A 26,305-nucleotide genomic window follows, 5' to 3' on the forward strand; every position below is an offset into this window, starting at 1 on the left:
TTTACGTGCGGCTTCTTCCTCTCAAATTTCTGTTTTGCCATTTCTTTGCCCTCCTTGGTATGTAAGTAGTTTTTGATAAAAATAAAAAAGCCTGTACACTACAATTATACTCAAACAAAAAATAATTTTCAAATATTTACTTAAAATTAAATGGAGCCCACGACCGGGATCGAACCGGTGACCTCCGCCTTACCAAGGCGACGCTCTGCCGACTGAGCTACGTGGGCATCTGGTTGCGGGGGCCGGATTTGAACCAGCGACCTTCGGGTTATGAGCCCGACGAGCTACCGGACTGCTCCACCCCGCGATGTATAATGGAGCGGGAAACGGGAATCGAACCCGCGACACCCAGCTTGGAAGGCTGGTGCTCTGCCAACTGAGCTATTCCCGCACAAAATGGTGGAGAGAGGTGGATTCGAACCACCGAAGGCATCGCCAGCAGATTTACAGTCTGCCCCCTTTGGCCAGCTCGGGAATCTCTCCATGTTTTCTATTATAAAAAGAAAAGACATTTTGGTCAACAGGAATTTAAAACTATTTTTTTGTTATTCCACACCAATTAAAATATTATATACCTCTAATTTCCAGGTATTTTTCGAGCTTCCTTTTCACCCTTTGAAGGGCATTATCGATGGATTTTACGTGCCGTTTTAAATCTCTGGCAATCTCCTGATACGATTTGCCGTTCAGGTAGGAGATTAAAACCTCCCATTCCAGTTTGCTCAAAATCTCCCCCATTTTATCTTCGATATCTGCAACTTCTTCTCTACTTATTATGAGTTCTTCCGGATCTGTAATCTTAACTTCGGTAATTACATCCATCAATGTCCTTTCGGAATCTTCATCATATATTGGCTTATTCAGGGAGACGTAAGAATTCAAGGGGATATGCTTTTGGCGGGTGGCAGTTTTTATTGCGGTTATTATTTGTCTTGTTATGCACAGTTCCGCAAAGGCTCTAAACGAAGTTAGCTTATCCGGGTTAAAATCCCTGATGGCCTTATAAAGACCTATCATGCCTTCCTGAATAATATCCTCTTTATCGGCACCAATCAAAAAATAGGACCTGGCTTTTGATTTTACAAAGTTTTTGTACTTATTTATAAGGTACTCCAGTGCCTCCCTACTGCCACTCCGGGCTTCATACACCACCTCTTCATCCTGCATTTCTTCAAAACAAACAAAGGATTCCCTTTGAAGCCCCACATTCACATTATCGCCCCCAAAATTAAATAAGCCACGAATAAATTATATCTCAAAACACGGATTATAGTCAAGCTTGACAACCCTTAATTCTGTTAATCAAACTTTTTAAAGTTGTCTCATCCAGCCTATCGGCCAATGTTTCCTTCTGGAATTTCATGATCTTCTCCTTTTTTCTTCGTTCTTCAAAGATCCGGTTTACCTCATAAAAAAGCTCCCGGGCAGATACCCTTATAGCCCCTTTGCCCAGTACGATCCTCTGTTCAAGAAAATCCGAAGTGGCAACCCTCACCCGATAATCTTTTCCGGCCTCTTTACCGTAACTTTCCACCATTTTTTCAATATAATTGTCCGCCGTCTCCCTCTCTTTTGTATATACCACTTCTACTCCGTTTATATTTTCTATTATCCTCCTTCCTCCTTCCACCATGTGCGCATCAAAAACTACCTTCACTTTTACCCCGGTCAAGGCCGAATATTCGCTCATAATATCCACCAACTTCTGCCTGGCAGTTTCCAGGTCAATTTCCTTTGCACTCTGTAGATTGGGCCATGCGTTTATTATGTTGTACCCATCTACAAAAAGTACTTCTTCAGGCCTTTCCAGCATCTTTTAACGCCCTCTGCCTTATTATCTCATATCCTATTACCGCAAAAGCCACCGCGGCATTCATGGAAGAAACATGGCCCATCATGGGTATTTTCACCAGAAAATCGCATCTTTCTTTTACAAGCTTCCCCAGCCCTTTATCCTCTCCTCCAACCACCAGCGCCACCGGTCCGGTTAAATCCTTTTCATAATATATTTCTCCATCCATGTCAGCCCCTATTACCCAGATCCCCTTTTCCTTCAATTTTTCCAGCGTAGAGGCTATATTGGTAACCCTGGCGATATCTACGTATTCCCCCGCGCCTTCCGATACCTTCATTACCGTCGGTGTTACGCCGCAAGCCCTTCTTTTGGGGATTATTACTCCGTCTACCCCAAGGCAATCACAGGTGCGAAGAATACTGCCCAAGTTAACCGGGTCCTCTATCTCGTTTAACACCGCGATAAAGGGTTCCCGGGTCTTTGAGCTTGCCTTTGCCAGTAATTCCTCAAGATTCAAATAGGGCTTTAAAGAAGCCTGGGCTATCACTCCCTGGTGTTTTTTTGTTTTTGATAACTTATTTAAATAATTTTCATCCACTTCCACTACGGGAACATTATTTTGCCTCGCAAGTTCGTATAGCCTTTTTAAAAAAGCTTTGTCCCCTTTTTTTACATATATCTTATTCATCGGCCGTCCAGCCTTAAGCGCTTCTATGACGGAATTTTTCCCTTCTATTAAAAAAGATTTATCTTCCAATCTACCCACCTCATGTTATAATTTCATGATATAATTTTTTTAAGGTAATTTGGATTTTTATAAATGATATTTTAAATTTCATAAAAAGTCAAGGAGGACGGGCAATGAAGGTTAAAATCTTAAATCACACCCCCGAACCGGAAAAAACCGTTGCTGCAGCAGCAAGACTTTGTTATTCCAATTCAGGGCCTCTTGAAATAATGGAAAATATGAGCCGGGAAAAAATAGAAAAATTCCTCAATAAACTTATCAGCATGGGGCATCTGTCGCCGATCGAGCATGTAAGCTTTACGTTTGGCATTGAGGGAGTAAGCAGGACACTGCTTGCCCAGCTCACCCGCCACCGAATAGCCTCTTATTCAGTTCAAAGCTTACGCTACAACAATCCCTTTAAAGATGAAATAACAAATCAGGAAGCTGAAGAAAAAAAATTGCAGAGACAAAATTCAGCATACATTAAAGGTTTAGCCCTTTTTCCCGAGTTTAACGACCCGGTAAAAATTAATGAAATGTTTGGTATACATATAGAAAAAAATATAATTACTGAAAAAAATTATGAAGAATTATCTAAGGAAAACCTTCCTCATTTTATTAGAGGGATTTCCGACGCCTTTTTAAAAACCGGTGAAAATTCTCTAATATTTCCCGAAGAATTCAAAGAATACTTTATAGAGGCGGGTTTAAAATTCGAGATAGAAAACGAAAGGCTTTTATTCCGCAAAGATAATGCCATAGAATTTTGCCGCTTTATTTATGAAGGGATGGATTTTTCTTATAATTTATTTTCCAAGGAGAAATTATTTAAAATTATTAGCAGTATAAAGGGTTTTTATGAGAAACTCGTATTCATTCTGGAAGAATACATCAAAAGAAAATATTATTCTACCCTCCCCGAGGATATTAAAAAAGATATAAAGGCAATTTTTATTTATTTGGACGGTTTGAAAGGAGCAAAAGAAGCCTATTTGAAGCTTGTAAACTCAGGAGTGGATAAAGAAGACGCCAGGTATATCTTGCCCATGGGAACGATGACCAATATAGTTATGACGATGAACGCCAGGAGCCTTTATAATTTCTTTGCATTAAGATGCTGTAACAGGGCTCAATCGGAAATAAGAGAACTGGCAAATTTAATGCTAAAAGAGGTAAAAAAAATCGCTCCCACCCTCTTTGGGAAGGCAGGAGCTCCCTGTGAATCTTTGGGTTATTGCCCTGAAGGGGATTTCAGCTGTGGTCGTTTTCCCGGGATGAACTCTTAATGATCTCATAGGATGCTAAAAGTATCTTATTTAACCTTTCGTTTTGACCCGACAGGTATAAATATCCCAGGAGGGCTTCAAATCCCGTGCTCATGTGGTAGTCTGCAAGGGTAGCGTTTTTGGGAACGGTATTTACCTTTGCATTTCTGGCTTTCCTTACCACTTCCTTTTCTTCGGGAGTAAGGAAAGCCTCAATTTTTTTTAATATTTCGGCTTGAGCAGAGGCTTTTACATACTTGATAGCCTCCACGTGTAAGTCCCTGACCTTTTTTTTCGTCCTTATTACCATTGTCCTGATAAAAAGATTGAAAACCGCATCGCCTACAAAGGCGAGGGCAAGAGATGATATATCTTCCATATTTTTCTATATCACTCCTACTTTATTTTCCTCCATCTTACCCCCGATGGAGTATCTTCTAAAATTACGCCTTTTTCTTTGAGCTCATCTCTTATTTTATCCGCTAATGCATAATTTTTTTCCTTTCTCGCTTTTTGCCTTTCTTCTATCAGTTTTAAAATTTCTTCGTCTACCAATTCCTCCTTGCCAAAATCTCCAAAAAGTCCAAGAATTCCTCCCAGCTCAAGTATAAGTTCTTTTGTATAAGTAACCAGACTTTTAGAAGAAGTCTCCTTCAAGTTAGTATTTGCTTCCCTTACGATCTCGTAAATTGCCCCCAGCGCTTCTGCCGTATTAAAATCATCATCCATAGAATCAATGAATTTTTGTTTTAAAGACCTTAGCCTGTCCAGGAATTCCCTTTCCTCTTCGTTTAATTCCCTCTCCTCGGTTACCTTCTGTAAATGTTTTAGGGCGTACAAAGCATTGTAAAGCCTTTCTAAAGCGCTCCTGGCTTGATCCATTAACTCCCTGCTAAAATTAATCGGGCTCCTGTAGTGGGTAGAGAGCATAAAGAGCCTTAATACCTCCGGGTTGTATTCCTTTAAAATTTCTCTTACCGTAAAGAAATTGCCCAGAGACTTGGACATCTTTTCGTTGTTTACATTTAAATAACCCACATGCATAAAATACCTTGCAAAGGGTTTACCGGTTGCAGCTTCACTTTGCGCAATTTCGTTCTCGTGATGGGGGAAAATAAGGTCAGAACCCCCTCCGTGAATATCTATGGTTTCACCTAAATATTTCATGGACATGCAGGAGCATTCAATATGCCATCCGGGCCTTCCCTCACCCCAGGGGCTTTCCCAGCAGGGTTCCCCCTCTTTTTTCGCCTTCCATAAGGCAAAATCAATCGGGTCTTTCTTTTTCTCTCCCGGTTCGACCCTCGCCCCGGCTTCTAATTCTTCTAAATTCTGACCCGAAAGCTTGCCGTAATCCTTAAAATTCCTGGCAGCAAAATACACATCTTTATCCACCACATAGGCATAGCCCTTTTCTATAAGTTTTTCTATAAGTTCAATTATCTCTTTAATGTGCTCCGTAGCCCTTGGGTGGACATCCGCCCTTTTCACCCTCAAGGCATCCGCATCCGTAAAATATTCCTTTATAAACCTTTCCGCCAGTTCCTTTACGGTGATACCTTCTTCTTTTGCCCTTTTAATCATTTTATCGTCAATATCGGTAAAATTTTGAACGAAAATCACATCATATCCCCTGTACTTCAAATAACTTCTCACCACATCGAAGGTGATAAAAACCCTGGCATTACCCACATGAAAAAAATCATAAACGGTGGGACCGCAGGTATATATGGTGACCCTGTTGTCCTTTAAAGGTTTAAATTCCTCTTTTTGCTTTGTCAGCGTGTTGTAAATCTTCATTGGAAAACCTCCCTGAGCATTTTTTCCCTTCTTCTCTTGACCTCAACTGCGGGAATACCCACTACCGTAGTGTAAGGCGGAACATCTTTTAAGACCACCGCATTTGCCCCTATTTTCGCACCCTTACCGATCCTTACAGGGCCCAAAATCTTTGCCCCGGCTCCTATTACCACATCATCCTCAACGGTGGGATGCCTTTTTACGGTGGTTTCGTTTCCGGTAGCACCAAGGGTTACTCCGTGGTAAATGGTAACATTATCCCCTATTTCCGCGGTTTCTCCTATAACAACACCCATCCCGTGGTCAATAAAAAGTCCCTTGCCAATTTTAGCCCCCGGGTGAATTTCAATACCCGTAAAAAACCTTCCCAGCTGGGAAATCAATCGGGCTATGAAAAACATCCTTCTTAAATAAAATTTTCTGGCTATTTTATAAAATATTAAGGCATGAAGCCCGGGGTAACAGAGTATAACCTCCAAAAGGCTCTTTGCCGCCTTATCTTTTTTCATTATTAACCTGGCTTCTTCTATTATACTCATTTTTTCGCCTCCTTGCACACTTTTTTCATTTTTTGAGAAAATAAAAAACCCTTCGTCCCAGAGGCGAAGGGTTTCGCGGTCCCACTCTGCTTTATCGCTCATTGCGATGCAATGCTCCGGAGCGCACAGGGCCCTACCTCATGGGACTGCTCTCAGCCGGTGACAATCCCTCTCTGTATGAGGCATATAAGGACCTTTCTTCTCCATCATGGCATTTGTATTCAGTTTTAATAATTATAATATTAAATTCTACAGGAAATGTCAACAATTATAATCACAAAATCAATAAAAATTAAAGCTTTTTAATAAGGCAAACCGCCTTTGCAGAAATTCCCTCTCCTCTTCCCTCAAATCCCATACCTTCCGTAGTGGTGGCTTTTATACTGACCTTTTCCTTTTGAATATTCAGTGCAAAGGCTATATTCTCTCTCATCTTTTCGATATAGGGTGCAAATTTCGGCTTTTCGGCTATTATTACCGAATCAATGTTAACTATTCCAAAGCCTTCTACCTTCAAAAGCTCCGCTACCCTTTTCATCAAAACAAGGCTGCTGATATCCTTGTACTTCGGATCCGTATCGGGGAAATGCCTGCCTATGTCTCCTAAAGCAGCGGCCCCCAGGAGGGCATCGTTGATTGCATGTACCAGCACATCCGCATCGGAATGCCCCAGCAAACCCTTCTCAAAGGGTATGTTAACCCCCCCTACGATCAATTTTCTCCCTTCCACCAGTCTGTGAGCATCGTAACCTATACCAATCCTCACAAAAGTCACCTCTTTTTAAATTCACCAAAGCCCAGGTTTAAAAAGGCTTCGGCTATTATTATATCCTCGGGGGTGGTGATTTTTATGTTTTCGTAAGAGCCATCAATTATTTTAACCTTATACCCCAATCTCTCCACAAGAACCGCATCATCAGTGCCGTAGAACCCTTCCTTTCTGGCTATTTCATGGGCTTTCAGTATTACCTCGTACATAAAAGTCTGAGGGGTCTGAATGGCATACAGTTTCCTTCTATCGGGAGTCGCTTTGATAAAACCATCTTCGACTATCTTTATGGTATCCTTTACCGGCACCGCCACTCCTGCGGCCTTATAGAGCTTTGCCGCCTCTATGCTTTCTAAAATTATACTGTGGGTAATAAATGGTCTTACTCCATCGTGTATTACAACAATATCGGTTTGAGGAGAACAACTCCTCAAACCGTTGTAAACCGAATCCTGGCGTTCCAAACCGCCCTCGATTAATCTGGTCTTTTTAAATTTATATTTTAGAATAATATCTTTCCTGACAAAATCCAGGTCTTGCTCTCCTACGACAAGGATTATTTCGTCTATTTCCCTCAGTGTTTCAAAAACCCTCAGGGTATAATAAAGTATCGGAAATCCCTTGACCGGCAGGTATTGCTTGCTTTTTACAGAATTCATTCTTTTGCCCTTGCCGCCGGCAGCAATTACGGCGGAAACGTACATCGTATTCACCCCGGAATTACTACATAGATTTAGGTTTTGCAAATATCATCCTGCCAGCAGCCGTTTGAAGCACGCTGGTGACGATGACTCCAATGGTTTCTCCTATGTGCTTTTTCCCTCCATCCACCACAATCATGGTTCCATCATCAAGGTAAGCTACACCCTGTCCGGATTCTTTGCCATCTTTAATGACCTGCACCACCATTTCTTCGCCGGGTAATACCACGGGCTTGACCGCATTGGCAAGCTCGTTAATATTCAAAACAGGAACTTTATGAAGCTCGGCCACCTTGTTCAAATTAAAGTCATTGGTAATAATCTTGCCATCAAGAAGCTGGGCTAATCTCACCAGTTTGCTGTCAACTTCAGCTAAGTCTTCAAAATCACCTTCATAAATCTCTATATCGATGTTTAATTCCTTCTGCATTTTGTTTAATATATCCAGGCCTCTTCTTCCACGGTTTCTTTTAAGTACATCCGAAGAATCCGCAATATGCCTTAGCTCTTCCAGTACAAATCTCGGAATAATAACAGGACCTTCTATAAATCCCGTCTGACAGATATCCGCAATCCTGCCATCTATAATCACACTGGTGTCCAGTATCTTGGGTTTTATCCAGTTCACAATCGTAGGAGCCTGATTTTTCTTCGGTGAAATATAAGAAAAGGGGACAAGGTTTGAGAGCTCCTCTTTTTTATTTATGGCAATGCTGGCTCCGAGATAACCCAGTAAAACGTTTGCAATTATGGGTAAATAAGAACCAATCCAGGGTATGCTCAAGAAAGCCCTTAAAAATAAATTAGCAATAATAAGTCCCATCAGTAACCCAAAAAAACCGTAAATAAGGTCTCTCATCGGGGTTTTCTTAAGTTTGTTCTCAAGAAAAACTCTGGCCTTTTCTCCGGCTTCTATCATTTTAGGACTTATAAGGAGAAATAATACTCCCACGGAAGCAGAAATTATAATATAAACCGCTATTTTTGCATTTAAGTTGATACTTACGACATTAAATATATCATTTAATTTAAAAAGCAGGAAACTTATTTCATAACCTATTCCCAGTCCTAAAATAAATAGAAATGCTCTGATTAACCTGTAGACCACTGCTCTATCACCTCCTATTATAAAGTATTGCCGAATTTTTCTCTATTTTTTCTTATATTCTCATTATATAATATATTTTTTTATTATTCCACGGTCATAGAATTTTTTGGTAAAAAATTAGGGCATAAAAGCCCTTTAATTAAATGCCTGTTCTATTAATTTACTGGCCTCATCGGCCCCGATATTTTTACACAGGACTATTTCGCTTATTAATATCTGTTTAGCATTTTCCAGCATCCTTCTTTCTCCGGTGGAAAGCCCCTTTTCCCTTTCCCTGAGGGAAAGATTCCTCACTACCTCGGCTACCTGAAAAATATTTCCGCTTTTTATCTTTTCAAGGTTAACCCTGTACCGGTGATTCCAGTTTGCCGGCATTTTGCTTTTTGAGCCCTTCAATACCTTAAAAACTTCATCTATTTCCTCATCACTTACCACCTGTCTTATACCGATTTCTTCCACATTATTGATAGGGACCATTATCTTCATATTATTAGTGGGGATCCTCATTATATAATACTTGTGTTTTTCCCCCAGTATCTCCTTTTCCTCTATGGCTTCGATTACTCCCGCTCCATGCATCGGATATACTACCTTGTCTCCTATATTGAACATTTTATTGCCCTCCCGGGACAGCTGGAATACTCTTTTCTAATTAATAACATAAAAAACATTCTATGTCAAGCAAAAATTTTATTATACTATATATGCCTATAGCTGTCAATCTATTTTTTGCTGTTTAGTGCTGCTAATAAAGGCTTATTTTTTAATAATTTTCTTATACTTTTATTTGACAAACAAAGTTGGCGAGGGCTATAATTAAACTTGTCAGAGATTTTCTCAGGGGGGAGTCCGATGAAAGACAATACGTGCAACGAATTTCAAGCTACAGTCTCCCAGTGTCTGGTTAGACACAAAAGCATCATCGACATAATCACCAAAATACAGGAAACCGCCGGACGTGTTAACAGAGCCGTCGCAAAATCGGTCACCAGTTGCGGATGTTTGGAAGTAAACGCTAAAAAACAACAGTTCCCCGCCAATATTTCTCTTCAAGAACTAACACAGTTTATGGAAACTCATTTAAAGGGCGATTTATGCGAAAATTGCCAGGAAGTCCTTGAGCAGGAAATAGGGAATCATCTTTTTTACTTAGCTGCTCTTTGTAATATCCTGGGTTTAAGTTTAAATGACATTATTTCTAAGGAGAACGAAAAACTTTCAACCCTTGGGATTTACAATTTATCTTAATCTTTTTCCGGGAAAAAACCCGGATTTTGTTTTTAAAAGGCCTCCTGTTCCGCTTCGATAAGATTCGATACCCCGGTAACCTTATTTAAAAGCTTTGCGTCTAAGTCCCTTAAGTTAGCTCTGGGGAGTATTACCTTGGAAAAACCTAATTTCAAGGCTTCGTAAACCCTCTTTTCTGGATAGCTCACACTTCTTACTTCCCCCGAAAGCCCAACTTCACCCATTACCACAAGTCCCTCTAACAGAGGTTTATTTTTAAAGCTCGAAAAAACCGCCAGTATCACCGCCAGGTCCGCAGCAGGTTCGGTAACCTTAATACCTCCGGCTATGTTTATAAAAACATCCTCTCTATTTAAAAATAATCCCATGTTCTTTTCCAGAACCGCTATTAAAAGGGAGGCTCTATTATAGTCTATTCCGTAAGTTTGTCTTTTGGGAATGTTAAATCCACAAGAGCAGGTAAGAGCCTGTACTTCAATAAGAAGGGGTCTGGTACCTTCCATGGTGCATGTGACCACAGACCCCGGAGAATTCTTCGTCCTCCCGGAAAGCAAAAAATTCGATGGGCTTTCCACCTCCACCAGTCCTTTTTCTCTCATTTCGAAAATTCCTATCTCATTTGTTGAGCCAAACCGGTTTTTTACGGACCTGAGAATTCTGTAAGATTGATACCTTTCTCCTTCAAAGTAGAGCACCGTATCCACCATATGTTCCAGGGTTTTGGGGCCCGCCAAATTCCCTTCCTTTGTCACATGCCCCACAAGAAATACGGCTATTCCTTTTTCTTTGCTTATCCTTAAGGATCTTAAAGTAACTTCTCTCACCTGATTTATGCTGCCGGGTGCCGATTCCAAATCAGGTATATAAACAGTCTGTACAGAGTCCAGTATGACAAAGTTCGGGTTAATCTCATTTATGCAGTTTTCGATCGCATCCATATCGTTTTCGCATACCAGGTAAAAATTCCGGGATCTTATATCCAGCCTGTCCGCCCTCATTTTTATTTGCCTTGCCGATTCTTCCCCGCTTATATACAGCACCCGGTAATTTTCACCCAGATTACCGCCCAGCTGAAGCATGAGGGTGGATTTACCTATACCCGGATCCCCTCCAATTAATATCAGGCTCCCGGGAACTATCCCGCCTCCCAGCACCCTGTCCAGTTCTCCTATTCCCGAAGATACCCTTTCTTTTTCTATGGTTTCTATTTCATTTAAAAGAACCGGCTGCGATAAAACGCTTTTTTTAGAGGCTTCGGGGTAATTATCTTTTTTTATATTGACTTCTTCAAAGGTATTCCAGCTGCCGCAGTCAGGACAGCGTCCCAACCACTTTGCGGATTCAAAACCGCATTCCCGGCATACGAATTTTTTCTTATTAGCCATAATTCCCTCCTGACTATGTAAAAAAGGCAAGGCTTTTGCCTTGCCTTAATGGTAATTCATTTTCTATTTACTTGCAATACTCAATTCTTTTTTTTCAAAGGTGAGTTTGCCCTCTTTTTCATCTATCAATACGGTATTGCCTTTGGAAATGGTGCCTTTTAACAACTCTTCAGATAAATTGTCTTCAATTTCCCTCTGAATAACTCTTCTTAAAGGCCTTGCACCGTACATCGGGTCATATCCTTTTTTGGCAAGCCATTCCTTGGCTTTATCGGTAACTTCAATTGCTATATCAAATTCCTTCAACCTTTCATTTACCTGCTGGAGCATAAGGGTGACTATTTCCTTAATATGGCTTTCATTCAGGGCATGGAAAACTATTATTTCATCAACCCTGTTCAAAAATTCGGGCCGGAAGGTCCTTCTCAACTCTTCCAGGACTTTATCCTTCATATCATTGTAATTCTTTTCTTCCTCTTCCCGGGGCATGAAACCGAAGGTCCTGGATTTTTGTATCAGGTTAGCTCCCACGTTGGAAGTCATGATTATTATGGTGTTCCTGAAATCCACCGTTCTGCCCTGGGCATCCGTCAGCCTCCCATCTTCCAGAATCTGAAGCAGAATATTGAACACATCCGGATGAGCTTTCTCGATTTCATCGAATAGTACTACCGAGTAGGGTCTTCTGCGGACCTTTTCGGTAAGCTCTCCGCCCTCTTCGTAACCTACATATCCAGGAGGAGCGCCTATCATCCTGGATACGGCAAATTTTTCCATGTACTCCGACATATCAAGCCTTATCATGGCATTTTCGTCACCAAACATTGCTTCCGCCAATGCCCTGGCCAGTTCCGTTTTACCCACACCCGTTGGTCCGAGGAATATAAAGGATCCTATCGGCCGTTTGGGGTCTTTTAATCCGGCTCTTGCCCTTCTAATAGCCCTTGCCACGGCTTTTACCGCTTCATCCTGTCCGATTACCCTCTTATGAAGGATGTCTTCCATCTTTAAAAGCCTCTCGGATTCTTCTTCCGTTAGTCTTTCCACCGGAATACCGGTCCAGCTGGAAACAATTTTTGCTATATCCGCCTCGGTTACGGTAGAATTGTCCAGCTTATTTTCGCTCTGCCATTTAGATTTTAAACTGTCGAGTTTTGCTTTTAAATCCTGCTCTTTATCCCTTAGTTTCGCAGCTTTTTCAAATTCCTGAGCCCTTATTGCCGCATCTTTCTCCTTCCTCAAAGCCTCCAGTTCGTCCTCCAGCTCTTTCAGTTCGGGAGGTGCCGTCAGGCACTGGAGCCTTACCCTGGAAGCAGCTTCATCTATAAGGTCTATTGCCTTATCCGGAAGGAATCTGTCGGTAATGTATCTGGAAGAGAGCTTCGCTGCTGCAGCGATAGCTTCATCGGAAATCTTCACCCTGTGGTGAGCTTCGTATTTATCCCTTAATCCCTCTAATATTTTAATGGTGTCTTCCACCGTAGGCTCATCCACCATTATGGGCTGGAAGCGCCTTTCCAGTGCCGGGTCTTTTTCCACGTGTTTTCTGTACTCGTCTAAGGTGGTGGCCCCTATTGTCTGCAGTTCTCCTCTGGCCAAGGAAGGTTTAAGGATATTGGAGGCATCTATAGCACCTTCCGCTGCTCCCGCACCAATAAGGGTATGCATTTCATCGATAAAAAGTATTACATTCCCGGCCTGTTTAACTTCTGTCAGGACCTTTTTTAACCTCTCTTCAAATTCTCCCCTGAATTTTGTGCCCGCCACCAGTAAAGCTAAGTCTAAACTAACTATTCTCTTGTCCTTTAATATTTCGGGAACATCTCCATCCACAATTCTCTGGGCAAGACCTTCCACGATGGCGGTTTTACCTACACCGGGTTCTCCTATGAGGCAGGGATTATTCTTGGTTCTTCTGGTCAATACCTGAATTACCCTTTCGATTTCCTTCTGCCTTCCGATAACCGGATCCAGTTTTCCTTCAGCGGCAAGTTCCGTTAGGTCCCTGCCGAACTGGTTCAGCGTAGGTGTGTTATTGTACCTTCTGAAGGCCGCCTGGCCCTTAACATCCGTTCCCAGCAGGGAAAGGACTTCATTTCGAGCTCTGTCTAAGCTAACCCCTAAATTGTTTAAAACCTGAGCAGCAACTCCTTCCCCTTCCCGGATAAGCCCAAGTAGTATGTGCTCGGTGCCTACGTAATTATGTTTTAACCTTCTGGATTCATCCATGGCAAGTTCCAAAACCCTTTTAGCCCTTGGCGTATATCCTATGGGGCCCTGTATCACAAAAGGCCCTACACCTATTAAATTCTCCACCTGTTCCCTTACTTTCTGTAAGTCCACTCCCAGATTGGTAAGAGCCCTTGCAGCTACTCCTTCCCCTTCCCGGATAAGCCCTAAGAGCAGGTGCTCGGTTCCTACCACATTGTGGTTTAATCTCCTTGCTTCCTCCTGAGCGTAAGTGATCACTTTTTGAGCCCTTTCGGTAAATTTCCCGTTCATCGAATTATCCCTCCTTTATTAATTTTCCTCTAATAAAATTGGCTCTTATTATATCTCTCTCGACAGGTTGTAAACTTTTGCCGTTTAATTTCTGAATGTACGCAGGTCCTGAGGTCATGAAGAGTTTATTCACCTCTTCGGGTTTTAAGTTTTTAATTATGCCTAAGTCTATCCCCAGCCTCACATTGGAAAGGTGTGCCATAGCTTCCTCCGAGGATAAAAGCCTGGCATTGGTAAGTATTCCGTAGGACCTTAATATTCTATCTTCTAACCTTATTCTATCCTCACCTTTTAAATTTCTCCTGGCCTGCCTTTCACTGGAAATAATCTGTTTTACCACGCTATTTAAGCCTTCTATAATATCCTCTTCGGTTTTGCCGAGGGTAATCTGGTTGGATATTTGATACAGATTACCTTTGGCCTCGGTGCCCTCGCCGTATATTCCTCTTACTACCAGCCCTAACTGGGCCATAGTGGAAAACATCCTGTCGGTCTGTTTTAAAAGGGTAAGCACCGGAAGGTGCAGCATTACCGAAGCCCTTATCCCGGTACCCACATTTGTGGGGCAAGCTGTAAGATATCCGAGTTTTTCATCGAAAGCAAATTCCAAACTTTCTTCCAATACGTCGTCTATTTTCCCCGCCAGTTCATAGGCATCTTCCGTAGATAAGCCGGGAAAAATCACCTGAATTCTTATGTGATCCTCTTCGTTTATCATAATGCTGAAGGTTTTATCACCGCTTACAATCACGGCTCCCTTTTCAGAAGATGCCAAATCAGGGCTTATAAGGTGCATTTCCACAAAGAGCTGTCTATCATTGGGAGTAAGTTCCTTCATGAGATATATTTTTGACTCCTTGGATAAAATTTCATTGGCTTTAAAAGCATTGTACACAAGCTCGATTATCTCGGTATCCTTTTTGTCAGAAAGCAGATGAGGGAAAGGAACGTCCTTTAAATTGCGGGCAAGCCTCACCCTGCTGGAAATTACAATATCTGATTCCGGCCCCAAGTTGTTCAGCCAGGAGATCTTCGAAGTATCCAGAATTTCTTCCAAAGACAATTGCCCCGCCCCCTATCAATTGTTTGCAAGTTTTTGCTCTAATTCTCTAATTCTATCTCTTAAGACCGCAGCTCTTTCATATTCTTCCGCATTTACCGCTTCCTGCAGTTCCCTCTTTAATTTCTCTATCTCGCTTTTTATTCTTATTTTACCTCCGCTCCTTTTGGGCACCTTCCCCGCATGATAGGTTTTCCCGTGGAGCCTCCTCAGCATCGGATCTAACTGTCCTCTGAAAGCGGTGTAACAATTGCTGCAACCGAATCTTCCGATCTGGGTAAATCTCGGAAAAGTCAAACCGCATCTATCGCACTTTGGAGGTTCATTGGTCCTTTTAATCTCTTTTGAAACAGGCTCAAAGAAGCTGGATAGAAACTTTTGCACGGAAAAGGGTTCCACTTCAAAATCGAAATTCAAAGAACCAAAATCTCCCATGAGGTTAAAGTTCTTCTTTTTTGCGCATTCCTCACAGAGGTGCATTTCCGTTTTCTCACCATTTACTATTTTTGCTATGTGCACCGTAGCAGGGTTTACCTTGCACTCCTGACACATCATTTTAATTACCCCCTTTTTCTATTTGCTCATTCAAAAGGGCAGTCAGCATAGCCTTGAAAATTCTCGCTCGAATCCTATCTCTTTCCGGGAGAGGTATTTCAAGGGTTCTTTTGTTTAAAGCTGCCTTCATTATTTCTGCTTCCCTTTTATTAATTATTCCCTCCCGGTCCAAAATATTAATCAAGTCAAAGGCTTTAGTACTGGAAATGCTATCTCCTATACAATCTATAACTTCTTTTATAAACTCATCATCACTTATTCTTACCTTTTTTATCCTTATATATCCTCCACCGCCCCTGCGGCTTTCTACAATATAGCCCCTCTCTAAGGTAAAACGGGTAGCAAGCACGTAATTAATCTGCGAGGGTGCGCATTGAAATCTGCTGGCAAGGTCGTTTCTTTGAATTTCCAAAATGTTTCCCGCTTCTTCTATCAGGTTTTTTAAAAAATTTTCAATTACGTCCGCAAGATTAGGCATTCCCGCAATCACCTCATTTTTGACTTTGACTTTCTTTGACTTTCAATTATATTATAAAATACAGGTTTTAGTTTTTCAAGATATATTTGGAAAAATTTTTTTAAAAAATTTTAGGGAGGGTAATCCCTCCCTTACTTTTTGTCCTTTTTATTCTTTTCTTTTTCCTTTTGTTCATCCAATTCTTTTGAAATTTCCACAAGATTATTGGCTCTTCTCAACTGCTGTTCAGGAGAAATCCAGCCCATCAAACTCGATATTATTTCTCCGTACATTGTGTCATCTGCCAGTTCATCCTCTAATTCGTCGTCAATTTTCTTTTTAAATTTGGCATCCTCGGTTTTTTCTATATGCCCGAGCCTTCTTTTTTTATCTTTATCCGTCATTTTTGCCCCTCCCTGAAAAAAATTCTATTTTAATTTTCCCTGAATCTTAACATATAATTCAGTGAGGGGCGCAATAGTAATAAATATTACTCTTCTTCTTCCTCTTTGTGCGCTTTTGGAGATTCGGCAATTATCTTTTCCGCTATGGGTGCGGGAACTTCTTCGTAATGGCTGAATACCGCTTTAAAAGATCCTCTGCCCTGGGTCATGGACCTTAAATCCGTAGCATACCTGAACATTTCCGCCATGGGCACCTGAGCTTTTATGTGCTGCATACCATCGGAAAGTTCCATCCCCAGGATTCTTCCTCTTCTCTTATTTAGATCTCCTATGATATCGCCCATGTAGTATTCAGGTACCACAACTTCCACATCCAGGATTGGCTCTAATAATACGGGTTTTGCCTGAGTCATTCCCTTTTTGAAGGCCATTGAAGTTGCAATTTTAAACGCCAATTCCGAAGAATCTACAGGATGGAAAGATCCATCGTAAAGCACCGCCTTAAAGCCCACCACGGGATATCCTGCAAGAACTCCTTCCTTCATTGATTCGCGTATGCCTTTTTCTACTGCAGGAATGTACTGTTTGGGAACGGCTCCACCGAAAATCTTTTCTTCAAATTCAAATCCATCTTCCGAATCAATAGGTGAAAATTCAATCCATACATGGCCGTATTGACCGCGACCACCCGATTGCTTCTTGTACTTGCCTTCCACCTTGACCGTACCGCGAATGGTCTCCCTGTAGGGAACCTTCGGCAAGCTGAGGAGCATATCGGTTCCAAATTTATGGTGGAGCTTGCCAGCGAGAACCTCCAAATGAATTTCTCCCATGCCCGAAACCAGAAGCTGATTGGTTTCCGTATTCTTGCTTACCTTAAAGGTCATGTCTTCTTCCGTTAACCTCTGCAGACCTGCCGAAATCTTTTCTTCATCACCCTTTGATTTCGGAACAGCCGCAAAGGAAATTACCGGCTGAGGGAAAGCAATCTGTCTTAAAACTATCGGATGCTCTTTTTCGCACAGGGTATCATTGGTGGAGGTGAACTGAAGTTTTGCCACCGCCACAATATCTCCTGCTTCGGCAGCCTGAACCGGTTCCTGCTTTTTGCCCCTCATGGTATAGATATGCCCTATTTTTTCTATATCTCCTTTTACCGAATTGAATACAACGGAATCGGGCTTTAAAACCCCGGAGCAAACCTTAAAAAGATTCAACCTTCCTACAAAGGGGTCGGCCATTGTCTTGAATACAATGCAGGATAACGGTTCATCCTTTTTAAAGGTTCTCTTTTCTTCAGTTTTTGTATTGGGGTTATACCCGACCTCTGCAGGTCTTTCCGCAGGGGATGGAATAAACTCGCAAATTGCATCCATTAAAAGGGTAACGCCCTTCCCCGTAGTCGAAGAACCGCACAGTACGGGATAAATTAATCCCTGCTTCACCCCAATTTTTAAACCTTTTGCTATCTCTTCCTGGCTCAATTCCTGACCATCCAAATATTTTTCCAGAAGCTCGTCATCGGTTTCCGCCACCGATTCCATTATCATTAAACGGTAGTTCTCAATCTCATCCTGGTATTCGGAAGGAACGGGAATCTCCTTTAAGGCTTTACCGTCAAAGGAATAAGCTTTATTTTTCACGATATCGATAATCCCCTTGAAATTTGCTTCCTGTCCAATGGGGATAAAAAGTGGAATTACCTTGCTTCCAAATAATTCTCTCATCCTCTCCAGAACCTTCTGGAAATTGGCATTTTCCCTGTCTATTTTATTAACAAAGAAAATCCTCGGCAGTTTTTCCTCATCGGCGTATTTAAAAACTATTTCCGTGCCAACTTCTACTCCTGCGGCTGCGCATACTACTATAACAGCACCGTCGGACACCCTCAGTGCGCTTTTTACTTCACCCACAAAATCAAAGTACCCGGGAGTGTCCAGTACGTTTATTTTAATATCCTTCCATTCCACCGGTGCAATGGAAAGGGAAATAGAAATTTTCCTTTTTATCTCCTCGGGGTCGTAATCGCTCACCGTGTTGCCTTCTTCGACCTTACCCATTCTGTCAATCGCTCCGGAAAGAAAAAGCATTGCCTCGGTTAACGTGGTTTTCCCTGCTCCGCTGTGAGCTATGAGGCTAATATTCCTTATCTTGTCAGTGGGATAAGTTTTCAAGTCGAATCTCCTCCCTTATTTTGACTTGTTAAAAAAATAGTTTTTTATTTTATTTTGAGATAATACTTTATTTATTCTACTCCCGTTTAAATTTTTCCTGCAAAAATTATTTCCAAATTAAAAACTTAGACAATTTTTTTAACTATAAAGTAATATAAAAACCGGAAATTTCCCCCTTTGGGAAAATTTCCGGTTTCTCCCCTAAAACTGCGTATAGTTGGGTGCCTCTTTTGTTATATACACATCGTGCGGATGGCTTTCTTTTAATCCTGCGGAGGTAATTCTAATGAATTTTGCCTTTTTGAGCTCTTCTATATTTCTGGCTCCGCAGTACCCCATTCCTGCTCTTAATCCTCCAACCAGTTGATATACGATTTCCGATAGCGGTCCCCTGTAAGGTACCCTTCCTTCTACCCCCTCGGGCACGAACTTTTTGCTGTCCTCCTGGAAGTACCTGTCCTTGCTTCCTTCTTCCATAGCCCCTATGGATCCCATTCCCCGGTAAACCTTAAAACTTCTGCCCTTGTAAATTTCTATTTCTCCCGGGCTTTCCTCCGTCCCTGCAAAAAGACCACCTATCATCACAGAATCGGCTCCCGCTGCGATTGCCTTGACTATATCCCCGGAATATTTTATACCTCCATCAGCAATAATTGGCACCCCAAATTTTGCCGCTTCCTCCGCACAATCGTAAATTGCGGTAATTTGCGGCACGCCGATACCCGCTACAACGCGGGTGGTGCAAATGGAGCCGGGGCCCATTCCCACTTTAACCGCATCGGCACCTGCCTTTATCAGCTCCCGGGTAGCCTCTGCGGTAGCTACGTTTCCCGCAATTACTTGAAGCTCGGGGAAAGTTTCCTTTATCTTAAAAACGGCATTTAATACATTTACCGAATGTCCGTGAGCCGTATCCACTACTACCACATCCACCTTTGCCTCAAATAAAGCTTTAACCCTGTCCATCATGTCCTTTCCCACACCCACAGCTGCCCCCACCAGAAGCCTTCCCTTTTGGTCCTTTGCCGCATTGGGATATTTTATGGCTTTTTCAATGTCTTTTATGGTGATTAGACCCTTGAGGTTGTAATTTTCATCCACCAGCGGCAGTTTTTCAATTTTATGTTTTTTCAGTATCTCCTTCGCTTCTTCCAGGGTGGTGCCAACGGGCGCGGTTACCAAATTTTCTTTTGTCATCACTTCACTTATCTTCTTTGTAAGGTCATCTTCAAATCTTATGTCCCTGTTAGTAATTATACCCACGAGCTTACCCTTTTCGGTGACCGGTACCCCCGAGATCCTGTAATGAGCCATTAAGTCCATAGCATCTTTAATGGTGTGTTCGGGTGAGAGATAAAAGGGATCCACAATTACTCCGTGTTCCGATCTTTTTACCTTATCCACTTCCTGGGCCTGTTTCTCTATGGACATATTCTTGTGTATAATCCCTATGCCGCCTTCTCTTGCAAGAGCTATGGCAAGCCTTGCCTCGGTTACGGTATCCATGGCAGCACTTACAATAGGTATATTAATCCTTATTTTATTTGTAAGCCTTGTGGTTACATCCACATCCTTTGGTATAACTTCCGACTTGGCAGGTATCACAAGCACATCGTCAAAGCTCAGCCCTTCTTTCTCGAATTTATCCAAAACCTTCGCCCCCAGTTTTTTACTAAAAATTATTATTACAAAGTTTATCAAACTTTGACAAGCCTGTCAATCTTATATCACAAGCAGAATCAAGGGCTTTTTACCTTTTCCAGCGGCAAAATATTTTTTCAAGAAGGTCCACGGCAAAAAATAAAAATGTTCCCATAATCCCGAGAACAACAATGCCGGAATACATATCAATATAATTTACCCTCATCCACGAATCCATAATAAAATAACCCATCCCGTGAGTTGTTCCAAAATTTTCCGTAAAAAACAACACCGAAATGGAAGTCCCCAGGCTCAGCCTGACAGCGGTAAGCAATTCCGGCATTACTGCAGGAAACACAATATGGTAAAAAACAGCAAAGGTGTTCGCCCCGAGGGAGCGCAGGGAATAATACATCTCTTCTGGCACGTTCCTTACCGCATCCCTTGCGCTAATAATTATTTGAAAGACGGTTATAATTACTATCATCGTTATTTTTGAAAACTCGCCAAGGCCAAATAATATCATTACAACGGGTAAAAGGGCTATTTTCGGTACAGGATAAGTAAAATACAAAACGGGCGATAATAAACGGTCCACCGCTTCATAATACCCCATTAAAATCCCCACTACCATGCCGAAAAGCATGGAAATTACAAGGCCCATGATGACCCTGTAAAGGCTTATGAAAGCATGAGGAGCTATTTTTGTAAAAAATACCTCCCCGATATTTAAAAAAACCGCTACCGGCGAAGGGAGCAAAGGGCCCTTCACCGTAACGGAAGCCAATTGCCAGATTGTAAAAAATAAAAATAAGGTTAATAAATAACGTCCTGATTTTTTTATCATTTCCTTATTTTCCCTTTATCAATTTTTTTAATTCCGATTTTAGTTTCCAGTAAACCTCCCTGTCCTCAACATCCCGCAGCCCAAACAGAGGATTTTCCAATACATCCACTATTTTACCGGGAACACCGTTCATAACCGCGATATTTTCTCCTAAATAAATTGCCTCATCGGTGCTGTGAGTCACAAACAGCGTAGAAACAGATTCGCTTTTCCACACATCCAAAAAAAGGTCCTGCATTTCCTCACGAGTTATGGCATCAAGGGCCGAGAAGGGCTCATCCATCAATAAAATATCCGGCTTCATTATAAATGCCCGGGCTATTGCTACCCTCTGTTTTTGGCCACCGCTTAACTCCGAAGGGAACCTTTTTGTCAGGTGGGAAAGGCCCATTCGGGATAAGATATATTCTGCATATTTTTTTTCCTTCAAAGTTACCCTTTTTTTTACTCTCAACCCCAGCAGGGAATTTTCCATTACCGTTTTCCAGGGTAACAGGCCGTAATCCTGAAGGACAAGTCCAATTTTATGCTTTGAAGGATTGATGGGGGCATTGTCTATTAATACGTCACCCGTGTAATTTTTTAATATTCCTGCCATTGCATAAAGAAGGGTAGTTTTTCCGCAACCCGAAGGACCAATTACGGCCACTATCCCGCCTTTTTTTACCTTTAAGTTTACTCTGTCGAGGGCAACAAACTTTCCGCTAAAAGAACTGTACGTCACGGAAAGATTTCTAACTTCAATCATCCACCGCTCGCCCTGCTTTAATTCACAAATCTTTTATCTACCAGCTCGTCATAAGTAAAGGATTTCTTAACAAGGCCTTTTTTTGAGAGCCAATACATAGCCCCATCAAAATCTTCCTTTGAGGGAAGCCCTGCCTTTGTGTATTCGGGAAGGGTGATTATTTCTTTAACCTCCTGGGGAAATCCCGCTTTTTCTACTACAGTATCAATGTAGGCCGATTTATCGTTTTGCTTCAGAAAATCCACAGCTTTGTTATAAGCCCGGTAAAAGGCCTTTATTTCATTCTCTTTGCTTTCTAACGCCTTCTGGGTAAACAGCAATACACCGGGATTTATTCCCAGCTTATTCGTAGTTTCAATTATTTTTGCCCCATTTTTTACGGCCACCGAAGCTAAAGGATCCGGCAGCGTTGCTGCATCCACCTTCCCGTTCTGCAGCATTTCGAGTCTGGCGGGTATTTGCGGTACTACCACCTTGTTTACATCCTCGGGGTTAAGTCCGTATTTTTCTAAAATCCTGTCGGTAGCGTATTCAATAATGGTATTTTTTGATAATGCTATATCTTTACCCTTTAATTTTTCTATACTGTCTATGTTTTTATCCTTTGCCGTGAGGAGCTTATAACTTCCGTTGGTTTCCGACGTTATCTTAACATTGAAACCCCCGTCATTGGCAAAAGCTGCCGCCAGGATATCCGATACGGCTCCATCGATATTGCCGCTTTGAAGGGCGCTATCCCTTTCCATAGCGCTCTTAAAATGCTCTAACTTAACCTTTACCCCTTCCTCTTCAAAATATCCTTTGGCTTCTGCAATTATAAGAGGTATGGAATCCACATCGGGAAGCACCCCGATTACCAGAGGGCTTTTTTCCTTAATTTCCGCCGGAGCTTGATTTTGACTCGCATTTTCGGCCTGTTTCCCCGAACAGGCGCTCAAAAGAAAAATCATTGAAAGAATCGCAATTAATGCTATGAATTTTTTGATATTCTGACGCATAAAAATTACACTCCCTTCCATCTTTTATAAAGTTCATTGGGGATATCTAAGGAATCTAAAACCCTCCCCACGATAAAATTTACCATATCATCTATGCTTTCAGGAGCATGATAAAAGGCAGGCATGGCGGGTAAAATCAATGCCCCCATCTTGCTGAGTTTTAGCAGGTTTTCCAAATGCAGGGAGCTAAGGGGTGTCTCCCTGGGAACTATTATAAGCTTTCTTTTTTCCTTTAAAAATACATCGGCGGCTCTTTGCATTAAGTTATGAGACATTCCGCCCGCTATAAAAGCCACCGTGGACATAGAACAGGGGATAATGACCATCCCATCCGCTTTAAAAGAGCCGCTGGCTATAGGCGCAAACATTTCATGAATATCGTAATATTTAAAATCTTCTTCCCTTATTGAAAACTTTTTTAAATATCCGAGAAGTTCTTCCCTGTCCAGTCCTCTTTCATATTTTATTACTTTCTCACCGTTTTCCGTTACCAAAAGATTTACCTCGTTTCCTCTTTTTAACAACTCTTCTACCAATCGGATACCGTAAATAGAACCACTGGCACCCGTTATCCCTATTACGAATCTTGCCATAAAATCACCCCGCTACGAATATATCCAGGAAGGAAAACGCGAAAAAAAGTACGCTCACTATCTGATTTATATCATACGAAGCAATGGTAACGTGTTTTAAATCGTTGGGGGAAACCAATTTATGTTCTAAGTACAGAAAGTAGGAGATAATTATAAGGCCCAGGAGGTAAAAAAAGCCCCTTTTCATTAAGAAGTATAAATAAAAGAGCAAAAGGATAGAAATTACGTGAAAGGCGCTGGAGATCCTTAAAGCGTTTTTAACGCCAAATCTGACCGGAATCGAATGAAGTCCAAAACGTTTATCAAAATCCACGTCCTGGGACCCGTATATTATGTCAAAACCTGCCACCCAGAACATCACTGCCGCCCCCAGGACCAGAGCAGGCCACTCGATCTTTCCGGTTACAGCAATCCATGCACCAACCGGCGCACCGCCGCAGGCCATACCCAGTATAACGTGGCATAACCAGGTGAATCTCTTGGTATAAGAATAAATTATAAAAAAGAACATGGCTACCGGCAGCAGTTTTAAACAAAGTGGGTTCAACTCATAAGCCGCAAGTATTAAAAGGGCAAAACAAAACACAACTATCAACAGTGCTTCTTTTTCCTTTACAATCCCCATCGGAATATGCCTTTTGGCAGTTCTGGGGTTTTTTGCATCGATTTCTTTGTCCACCAAACGGTTCAGGGCATTTGCCCCGTTCCTTGCTCCAAAAAGAGCTACAACAATCCAGAAAAACACCCTGAAAGGCAAAGCTCCTCCTGCTGCCCAGAACATCGCCACAAGAGAAAAGGGAAGGGAAAACAGGGTATGGGAAAACATCACCAGTTCCCCGTAGGTCCTTAATTTCTTAATTACCCCGCCGGCTAAATCAGATATACTTTTGCCTTTTTTAAAATCCATATTCCTTCCACCTTCTGTCAACCAGTTCCTTAATTTCGGGGCTCATTTCTATCTCGTCAGGCCATTCCCTCTCGTAGCCCTCTTCCTTCCACTTTTTAGTTGCGTCAATGCCCATTTTGCTGCCGTAGTGCTTAAAAGGTGACGCATGATCCAGTACATCCAGCGGGCCATCCACTATCACCACATCCCTTTTGGGGTCCACGTTGTTAAATACCTTCCAGGCTACGGTAGATACATCCTTCGGGTCAACGCTTTCATCCACAACTACAATAATTTTGGTATACATCATCTGTCCGATCCCCCAGAGGGCGTGCATTATCTTCTTGGCATGGCCAGGATATTTCTTTTTTATGGAGACTATCACGCAGTTATGAAATACTCCTTCCAGGGGAAAATTGATATCAACAATTTCCGGAAATAACTTTTTTAAAAAAGGTAAAAAAATGCGTTCGGTAGCCTTCCCCAGATAACAATCTTCCATAGGAGGTTTACCCACCACCGTTGCGGGATAAACCGGATTTTTCTTTCGGGTTATCAGGGTAAGGTGAAATACCGGATAAAAATCCTTCACCGAATAATAGCCCGTATGATCCCCAAAAGGCCCTTCTTCCCTGAGTTCGTCTACGTCCACATATCCTTCCAGGACAAATTCCGCATTGGCAGGGACATATATATCGCAGGTTTTACATTTCACAACCTCTACAGGGGCTTTACGCAAAAACCCTGCAAAGACCATTTCATCTATTTCCTTCGGAAGGGGAGCAGTAGAAGCATAAATGGTAGCGGGATCACATCCTATAGCAACGGCAACGGGCATTTTTACCCCCATTTTCTTGTATTTTTGATATATTTCACTTCCGTCCTTATGTATATGCCAGTGCATTCCGGTAGTTTTTTCATCGTAAACCTGCATCCTGTACATACCCATGTTGTGTGAGCCCGTTTCGGGATCTCTGGTAATCACTAAGGGGAGGGTGATAAATTTGCCTCCATCTCCGGGCCAGCATTTTAAAATTGGAAGCCTTTCTAAATTCGGTTCCTCTATTACTTCCTGGCAGGGAGCGTGTTTTACTTTTTGGGGAAATACTTTTGCCAGTCTTGCGAGCCTTGTTGCCGACTTAATCTTGTTAAAAAGCCCGATATAGTTGGAAATATCCATTAATTCCTCAATTTCCCGGGCTATATCATCCAAACTTTCCACATTTAATGCTAAATTCATGCGTTCATAGGAACCGAAGGCGTTAATAAGCAGCGGAAATTCCGATCCTTTAACCTTTTCAAAAAGCAGGGCAGGGCCTCCCGATTTTACGACCCTGTCCGTTATCTCGGTGATTTCCAGTTCCGGATCCACTTCCACCGGTATTCTTTTTAGCTCACCCTTCTGTTCCAGTAGATTGATAAAATCCTGTAAATCCCTGTACAATATCATCACTCCGTTCAAAAAATGGAAAATCCATTCTTCTGTGATTATAGCACACCCCCCTTTTGGGGACAATAATATTGTCAATTTATTCTATATATGATAATATTTTGTTAGAATCTAATTAAGATATTTAGCGGTTATAAAATAAAGGGGAGTAGTTCGGGCTACTTGCCTTCGAAGGCTCAACATACTGGCTTTTGCCTGGGCCTTCGCCTGAATTTCAGGGAACGAGACCTTTATTTCGGTTTATGCCGAAATAAAGGTCTTTTTTATATGTAAATTTTTCCAATAAGCTTACCAAATCTATTTTTCAATTTTAGAAATAATATAATCGGGAGGTTTTAAAAATGGATTTGAAACTTTTTTTGATGGCTTTTGGCATGCTCTTTTTAGCAGAGCTGGGCGACAAAACCCAGCTTACGGTATTTACCTTAGTTACCCAGTATAACAAACCCCTGCCTATTTTTTTGGGAGCATCTTTGGCCCTTGTTCTGGTTACCCTTATAGGAGCTTTATTTGGCAATGTGGTGACTAAATACATACCAACCCATTACCTGAAATTAATTGCCGGTATCCTCTTTGTGGGAATTGGAATATTTGTACTTATAGAATCCGCTCCTGAAGTTTTAAAACAATTAGGAAAGCAATAAAAAAGC

General features: G+C 41.8%; 27 protein-coding genes, 4 tRNA genes and 1 pseudogene. 4 read left to right on the forward strand and 28 right to left on the reverse strand.

The window, feature by feature from the left end:
- Positions 1-151 precede the first annotated feature (151 nt).
- From ACPLOV_RS07820 to rlmB, 7 genes are all read right to left on the reverse strand, one after another.
- A tRNA-Thr gene (locus ACPLOV_RS07820) sits at positions 152-227 on the reverse strand.
- 3 nt (positions 228-230) lie between these two features.
- Positions 231-307, reverse strand: a tRNA-Met gene (locus ACPLOV_RS07825).
- A gap of 8 nt (positions 308-315) precedes the next feature.
- Positions 316-391, reverse strand: a tRNA-Gly gene (locus tag ACPLOV_RS07830).
- Positions 392-397: 6 nt separating this feature from the next.
- Positions 398-483: transfer RNA gene (locus ACPLOV_RS07835), tRNA-Tyr, on the reverse strand.
- Positions 484-567: 84 nt separating this feature from the next.
- Positions 568-1,212: an RNA polymerase sporulation sigma factor SigH gene (gene sigH, locus ACPLOV_RS07840; RefSeq protein WP_424909658.1), complete on the reverse strand. Its 645-nt coding sequence runs from the start codon at positions 1,210-1,212 to the stop codon at positions 568-570.
- Between the two features lie 61 nt (positions 1,213-1,273).
- Positions 1,274-1,813, reverse strand: a complete 540-nt coding sequence (locus ACPLOV_RS07845; protein WP_424909659.1) for an NYN domain-containing protein — start codon at positions 1,811-1,813, stop codon at positions 1,274-1,276.
- Positions 1,797-2,552 carry a 23S rRNA (guanosine(2251)-2'-O)-methyltransferase RlmB gene (rlmB, locus tag ACPLOV_RS07850; RefSeq protein ID WP_424909660.1) on the reverse strand — a complete coding sequence of 252 codons (756 nt, stop codon included), beginning with the start codon at positions 2,550-2,552 and terminating at the stop codon, positions 1,797-1,799. The genes ACPLOV_RS07845 and rlmB overlap by 17 nt, the downstream gene beginning before the upstream one ends.
- Positions 2,553-2,656: 104 nt before the next feature.
- Between rlmB and thyX (ACPLOV_RS07855) the strand changes: the two are divergent.
- Positions 2,657-2,932: pseudogene (gene thyX / locus ACPLOV_RS07855) on the forward strand (FAD-dependent thymidylate synthase); the annotation flags it as partial.
- Between the two features lie 51 nt (positions 2,933-2,983).
- Positions 2,984-3,811: an FAD-dependent thymidylate synthase gene (gene thyX, locus ACPLOV_RS07860; RefSeq protein WP_424910990.1), complete on the forward strand. Its 828-nt coding sequence runs from the start codon at positions 2,984-2,986 to the stop codon at positions 3,809-3,811.
- Here thyX (ACPLOV_RS07860) and ACPLOV_RS07865 read toward each other — a convergent pair.
- The 7 genes from ACPLOV_RS07865 to ACPLOV_RS07895 all read right to left on the reverse strand — a co-directional run bounded on the left by ACPLOV_RS07865 (position 3,777) and on the right by ACPLOV_RS07895 (position 9,319).
- Positions 3,777-4,169 carry a Mini-ribonuclease 3 gene (locus tag ACPLOV_RS07865; RefSeq protein ID WP_424909661.1) on the reverse strand — a complete coding sequence of 131 codons (393 nt, stop codon included), beginning with the start codon at positions 4,167-4,169 and terminating at the stop codon, positions 3,777-3,779. The genes thyX (ACPLOV_RS07860) and ACPLOV_RS07865 overlap by 35 nt on opposite strands.
- A 17-nt stretch (positions 4,170-4,186) precedes the next feature.
- Positions 4,187-5,590, reverse strand: a complete 1,404-nt coding sequence (cysS, locus tag ACPLOV_RS07870; RefSeq protein WP_424910974.1) for a cysteine--tRNA ligase — start codon at positions 5,588-5,590, stop codon at positions 4,187-4,189.
- Entirely contained in the window at positions 5,587-6,129 is a 543-nt protein-coding gene (gene epsC, locus ACPLOV_RS07875; RefSeq protein ID WP_424910975.1) for a serine O-acetyltransferase EpsC, read from the reverse strand. Before epsC ends, cysS begins: the two co-directional genes overlap by 4 nt.
- Positions 6,130-6,421: 292 nt before the next feature.
- Positions 6,422-6,895 carry a 2-C-methyl-D-erythritol 2,4-cyclodiphosphate synthase gene (gene ispF / locus ACPLOV_RS07880; protein WP_424909664.1) on the reverse strand — a complete coding sequence of 158 codons (474 nt, stop codon included), beginning with the start codon at positions 6,893-6,895 and terminating at the stop codon, positions 6,422-6,424.
- Between the two features lie 5 nt (positions 6,896-6,900).
- Positions 6,901-7,602 (reverse strand): 2-C-methyl-D-erythritol 4-phosphate cytidylyltransferase, encoded by a 702-nt coding sequence (gene ispD / locus ACPLOV_RS07885; protein ID WP_424909665.1) that lies wholly within the window; start codon positions 7,600-7,602, stop codon positions 6,901-6,903.
- A 19-nt stretch (positions 7,603-7,621) separates the two neighbouring features.
- Positions 7,622-8,707 carry a PIN/TRAM domain-containing protein gene (locus tag ACPLOV_RS07890; RefSeq protein ID WP_424909666.1) on the reverse strand — a complete coding sequence of 362 codons (1,086 nt, stop codon included), beginning with the start codon at positions 8,705-8,707 and terminating at the stop codon, positions 7,622-7,624.
- Between the two features lie 135 nt (positions 8,708-8,842).
- Complete coding sequence (locus ACPLOV_RS07895) at positions 8,843-9,319, reverse strand: CarD family transcriptional regulator (protein WP_424909667.1); 477 nt, start codon at positions 9,317-9,319, stop codon at positions 8,843-8,845.
- A gap of 240 nt (positions 9,320-9,559) precedes the next feature.
- On the opposite strand from ACPLOV_RS07895, the gene ACPLOV_RS07900 reads away from it, so the two are divergent.
- A complete protein-coding gene (locus tag ACPLOV_RS07900) occupies positions 9,560-9,955 on the forward strand; it encodes a DUF1573 domain-containing protein (protein WP_424910976.1) in 396 nt (131 codons plus the stop codon).
- Positions 9,956-9,987: 32 nt separating this feature from the next.
- Here ACPLOV_RS07900 and radA read toward each other — a convergent pair whose 3' ends face one another.
- The 14 genes from radA to ACPLOV_RS07970 all read right to left on the reverse strand — a co-directional run bounded on the left by radA (position 9,988) and on the right by ACPLOV_RS07970 (position 25,652).
- A complete protein-coding gene (radA, locus tag ACPLOV_RS07905; protein ID WP_424910977.1) occupies positions 9,988-11,340 on the reverse strand; it encodes a DNA repair protein RadA in 1,353 nt (450 codons plus the stop codon).
- Positions 11,341-11,403: 63 nt separating this feature from the next.
- Complete coding sequence (locus ACPLOV_RS07910; protein WP_424909162.1) at positions 11,404-13,842, reverse strand: ATP-dependent Clp protease ATP-binding subunit; 2,439 nt, start codon at positions 13,840-13,842, stop codon at positions 11,404-11,406.
- A 4-nt stretch (positions 13,843-13,846) separates the two neighbouring features.
- Positions 13,847-14,905 carry a protein arginine kinase gene (locus ACPLOV_RS07915; protein WP_424909163.1) on the reverse strand — a complete coding sequence of 353 codons (1,059 nt, stop codon included), beginning with the start codon at positions 14,903-14,905 and terminating at the stop codon, positions 13,847-13,849.
- A 15-nt stretch (positions 14,906-14,920) separates the two neighbouring features.
- Positions 14,921-15,457, reverse strand: a complete 537-nt coding sequence (locus tag ACPLOV_RS07920; protein WP_424909164.1) for a UvrB/UvrC motif-containing protein — start codon at positions 15,455-15,457, stop codon at positions 14,921-14,923.
- A gap of 1 nt (position 15,458) precedes the next feature.
- A complete protein-coding gene (locus ACPLOV_RS07925) occupies positions 15,459-15,935 on the reverse strand; it encodes a CtsR family transcriptional regulator (RefSeq protein WP_424909165.1) in 477 nt (158 codons plus the stop codon).
- A 131-nt stretch (positions 15,936-16,066) separates the two neighbouring features.
- Positions 16,067-16,318: a hypothetical protein gene (locus ACPLOV_RS07930; protein ID WP_424910978.1), complete on the reverse strand. Its 252-nt coding sequence runs from the start codon at positions 16,316-16,318 to the stop codon at positions 16,067-16,069.
- A gap of 86 nt (positions 16,319-16,404) precedes the next feature.
- The gene (gene fusA, locus ACPLOV_RS07935; protein WP_424909167.1) at positions 16,405-18,492 is read right to left on the reverse strand and encodes an elongation factor G; all 2,088 of its coding nucleotides are present in this window, start codon (positions 18,490-18,492) and stop codon (positions 16,405-16,407) included.
- Positions 18,493-18,693: 201 nt separating this feature from the next.
- Complete coding sequence (gene guaB, locus ACPLOV_RS07940) at positions 18,694-20,142, reverse strand: IMP dehydrogenase (RefSeq protein WP_424909168.1); 1,449 nt, start codon at positions 20,140-20,142, stop codon at positions 18,694-18,696.
- A gap of 100 nt (positions 20,143-20,242) precedes the next feature.
- Positions 20,243-20,980 (reverse strand): ABC transporter permease, encoded by a 738-nt coding sequence (locus ACPLOV_RS07945; RefSeq protein WP_424910979.1) that lies wholly within the window; start codon positions 20,978-20,980, stop codon positions 20,243-20,245.
- 4 nt (positions 20,981-20,984) lie between these two features.
- Positions 20,985-21,728, reverse strand: a complete 744-nt coding sequence (locus ACPLOV_RS07950; protein WP_424909170.1) for an ABC transporter ATP-binding protein — start codon at positions 21,726-21,728, stop codon at positions 20,985-20,987.
- Between the two features lie 17 nt (positions 21,729-21,745).
- A complete protein-coding gene (locus ACPLOV_RS07955) occupies positions 21,746-22,726 on the reverse strand; it encodes an ABC transporter substrate-binding protein (RefSeq protein WP_424909171.1) in 981 nt (326 codons plus the stop codon).
- Between the two features lie 5 nt (positions 22,727-22,731).
- On the reverse strand, positions 22,732-23,319 hold the full coding sequence (locus ACPLOV_RS07960; protein WP_424909172.1) for a UbiX family flavin prenyltransferase: 588 nt from the start codon (positions 23,317-23,319) through the stop codon (positions 22,732-22,734).
- A gap of 4 nt (positions 23,320-23,323) precedes the next feature.
- Positions 23,324-24,226: a UbiA-like polyprenyltransferase gene (locus ACPLOV_RS07965; protein WP_424909173.1), complete on the reverse strand. Its 903-nt coding sequence runs from the start codon at positions 24,224-24,226 to the stop codon at positions 23,324-23,326.
- Positions 24,216-25,652 carry a menaquinone biosynthesis decarboxylase gene (locus ACPLOV_RS07970; RefSeq protein WP_424909176.1) on the reverse strand — a complete coding sequence of 479 codons (1,437 nt, stop codon included), beginning with the start codon at positions 25,650-25,652 and terminating at the stop codon, positions 24,216-24,218. The genes ACPLOV_RS07965 and ACPLOV_RS07970 overlap by 11 nt, the downstream gene beginning before the upstream one ends.
- A gap of 344 nt (positions 25,653-25,996) precedes the next feature.
- Between ACPLOV_RS07970 and ACPLOV_RS07975 the strand changes: the two genes are divergently transcribed.
- Positions 25,997-26,299 (forward strand): TMEM165/GDT1 family protein, encoded by a 303-nt coding sequence (locus ACPLOV_RS07975; protein WP_424910980.1) that lies wholly within the window; start codon positions 25,997-25,999, stop codon positions 26,297-26,299.
- Positions 26,300-26,305 lie beyond the last annotated feature (6 nt).

Source organism: Thermovenabulum sp. (genome assembly GCF_049723235.1).
Lineage (GTDB): Bacteria > Bacillota > Thermosediminibacteria > Thermosediminibacterales > Thermosediminibacteraceae > Thermovenabulum.

Bases quoted from the DNA above. Each gene is read 5' to 3' on its own strand.
- ACPLOV_RS07845 (WP_424909659.1), bottom strand. From the start codon at position 1,813: ATGCTGGAAAGGCCTGAAGAAGTACTTTTTGTAGATGGGTACAACATA.
- ACPLOV_RS07865 (WP_424909661.1), bottom strand. From the start codon at position 4,169: ATGGAAGATATATCATCTCTTGCCCTCGCCTTTGTAGGCGATGCGGTT.
- cysS (WP_424910974.1), bottom strand. From the start codon at position 5,590: ATGAAGATTTACAACACGCTGACAAAGCAAAAAGAGGAATTTAAACCT.
- epsC (WP_424910975.1), bottom strand. From the start codon at position 6,129: ATGAGTATAATAGAAGAAGCCAGGTTAATAATGAAAAAAGATAAGGCG.
- ispD (WP_424909665.1), bottom strand. From the start codon at position 7,602: ATGTACGTTTCCGCCGTAATTGCTGCCGGCGGCAAGGGCAAAAGAATG.
- ACPLOV_RS07895 (WP_424909667.1), bottom strand. From the start codon at position 9,319: ATGTTCAATATAGGAGACAAGGTAGTATATCCGATGCATGGAGCGGGA.
- ACPLOV_RS07900 (WP_424910976.1), top strand. From the start codon at position 9,560: ATGAAAGACAATACGTGCAACGAATTTCAAGCTACAGTCTCCCAGTGT.
- radA (WP_424910977.1), bottom strand. From the start codon at position 11,340: ATGGCTAATAAGAAAAAATTCGTATGCCGGGAATGCGGTTTTGAATCC.
- ACPLOV_RS07910 (WP_424909162.1), bottom strand. From the start codon at position 13,842: ATGAACGGGAAATTTACCGAAAGGGCTCAAAAAGTGATCACTTACGCT.
- ACPLOV_RS07920 (WP_424909164.1), bottom strand. From the start codon at position 15,457: ATGATGTGTCAGGAGTGCAAGGTAAACCCTGCTACGGTGCACATAGCA.
- ACPLOV_RS07925 (WP_424909165.1), bottom strand. From the start codon at position 15,935: ATGCCTAATCTTGCGGACGTAATTGAAAATTTTTTAAAAAACCTGATA.
- ACPLOV_RS07930 (WP_424910978.1), bottom strand. From the start codon at position 16,318: ATGACGGATAAAGATAAAAAAAGAAGGCTCGGGCATATAGAAAAAACC.
- ACPLOV_RS07945 (WP_424910979.1), bottom strand. From the start codon at position 20,980: ATGATAAAAAAATCAGGACGTTATTTATTAACCTTATTTTTATTTTTT.
- ACPLOV_RS07950 (WP_424909170.1), bottom strand. From the start codon at position 21,728: ATGATTGAAGTTAGAAATCTTTCCGTGACGTACAGTTCTTTTAGCGGA.
- ACPLOV_RS07955 (WP_424909171.1), bottom strand. From the start codon at position 22,726: ATGCGTCAGAATATCAAAAAATTCATAGCATTAATTGCGATTCTTTCA.
- ACPLOV_RS07960 (WP_424909172.1), bottom strand. From the start codon at position 23,319: ATGGCAAGATTCGTAATAGGGATAACGGGTGCCAGTGGTTCTATTTAC.
- ACPLOV_RS07965 (WP_424909173.1), bottom strand. From the start codon at position 24,226: ATGGATTTTAAAAAAGGCAAAAGTATATCTGATTTAGCCGGCGGGGTA.
- ACPLOV_RS07975 (WP_424910980.1), top strand. From the start codon at position 25,997: ATGGATTTGAAACTTTTTTTGATGGCTTTTGGCATGCTCTTTTTAGCA.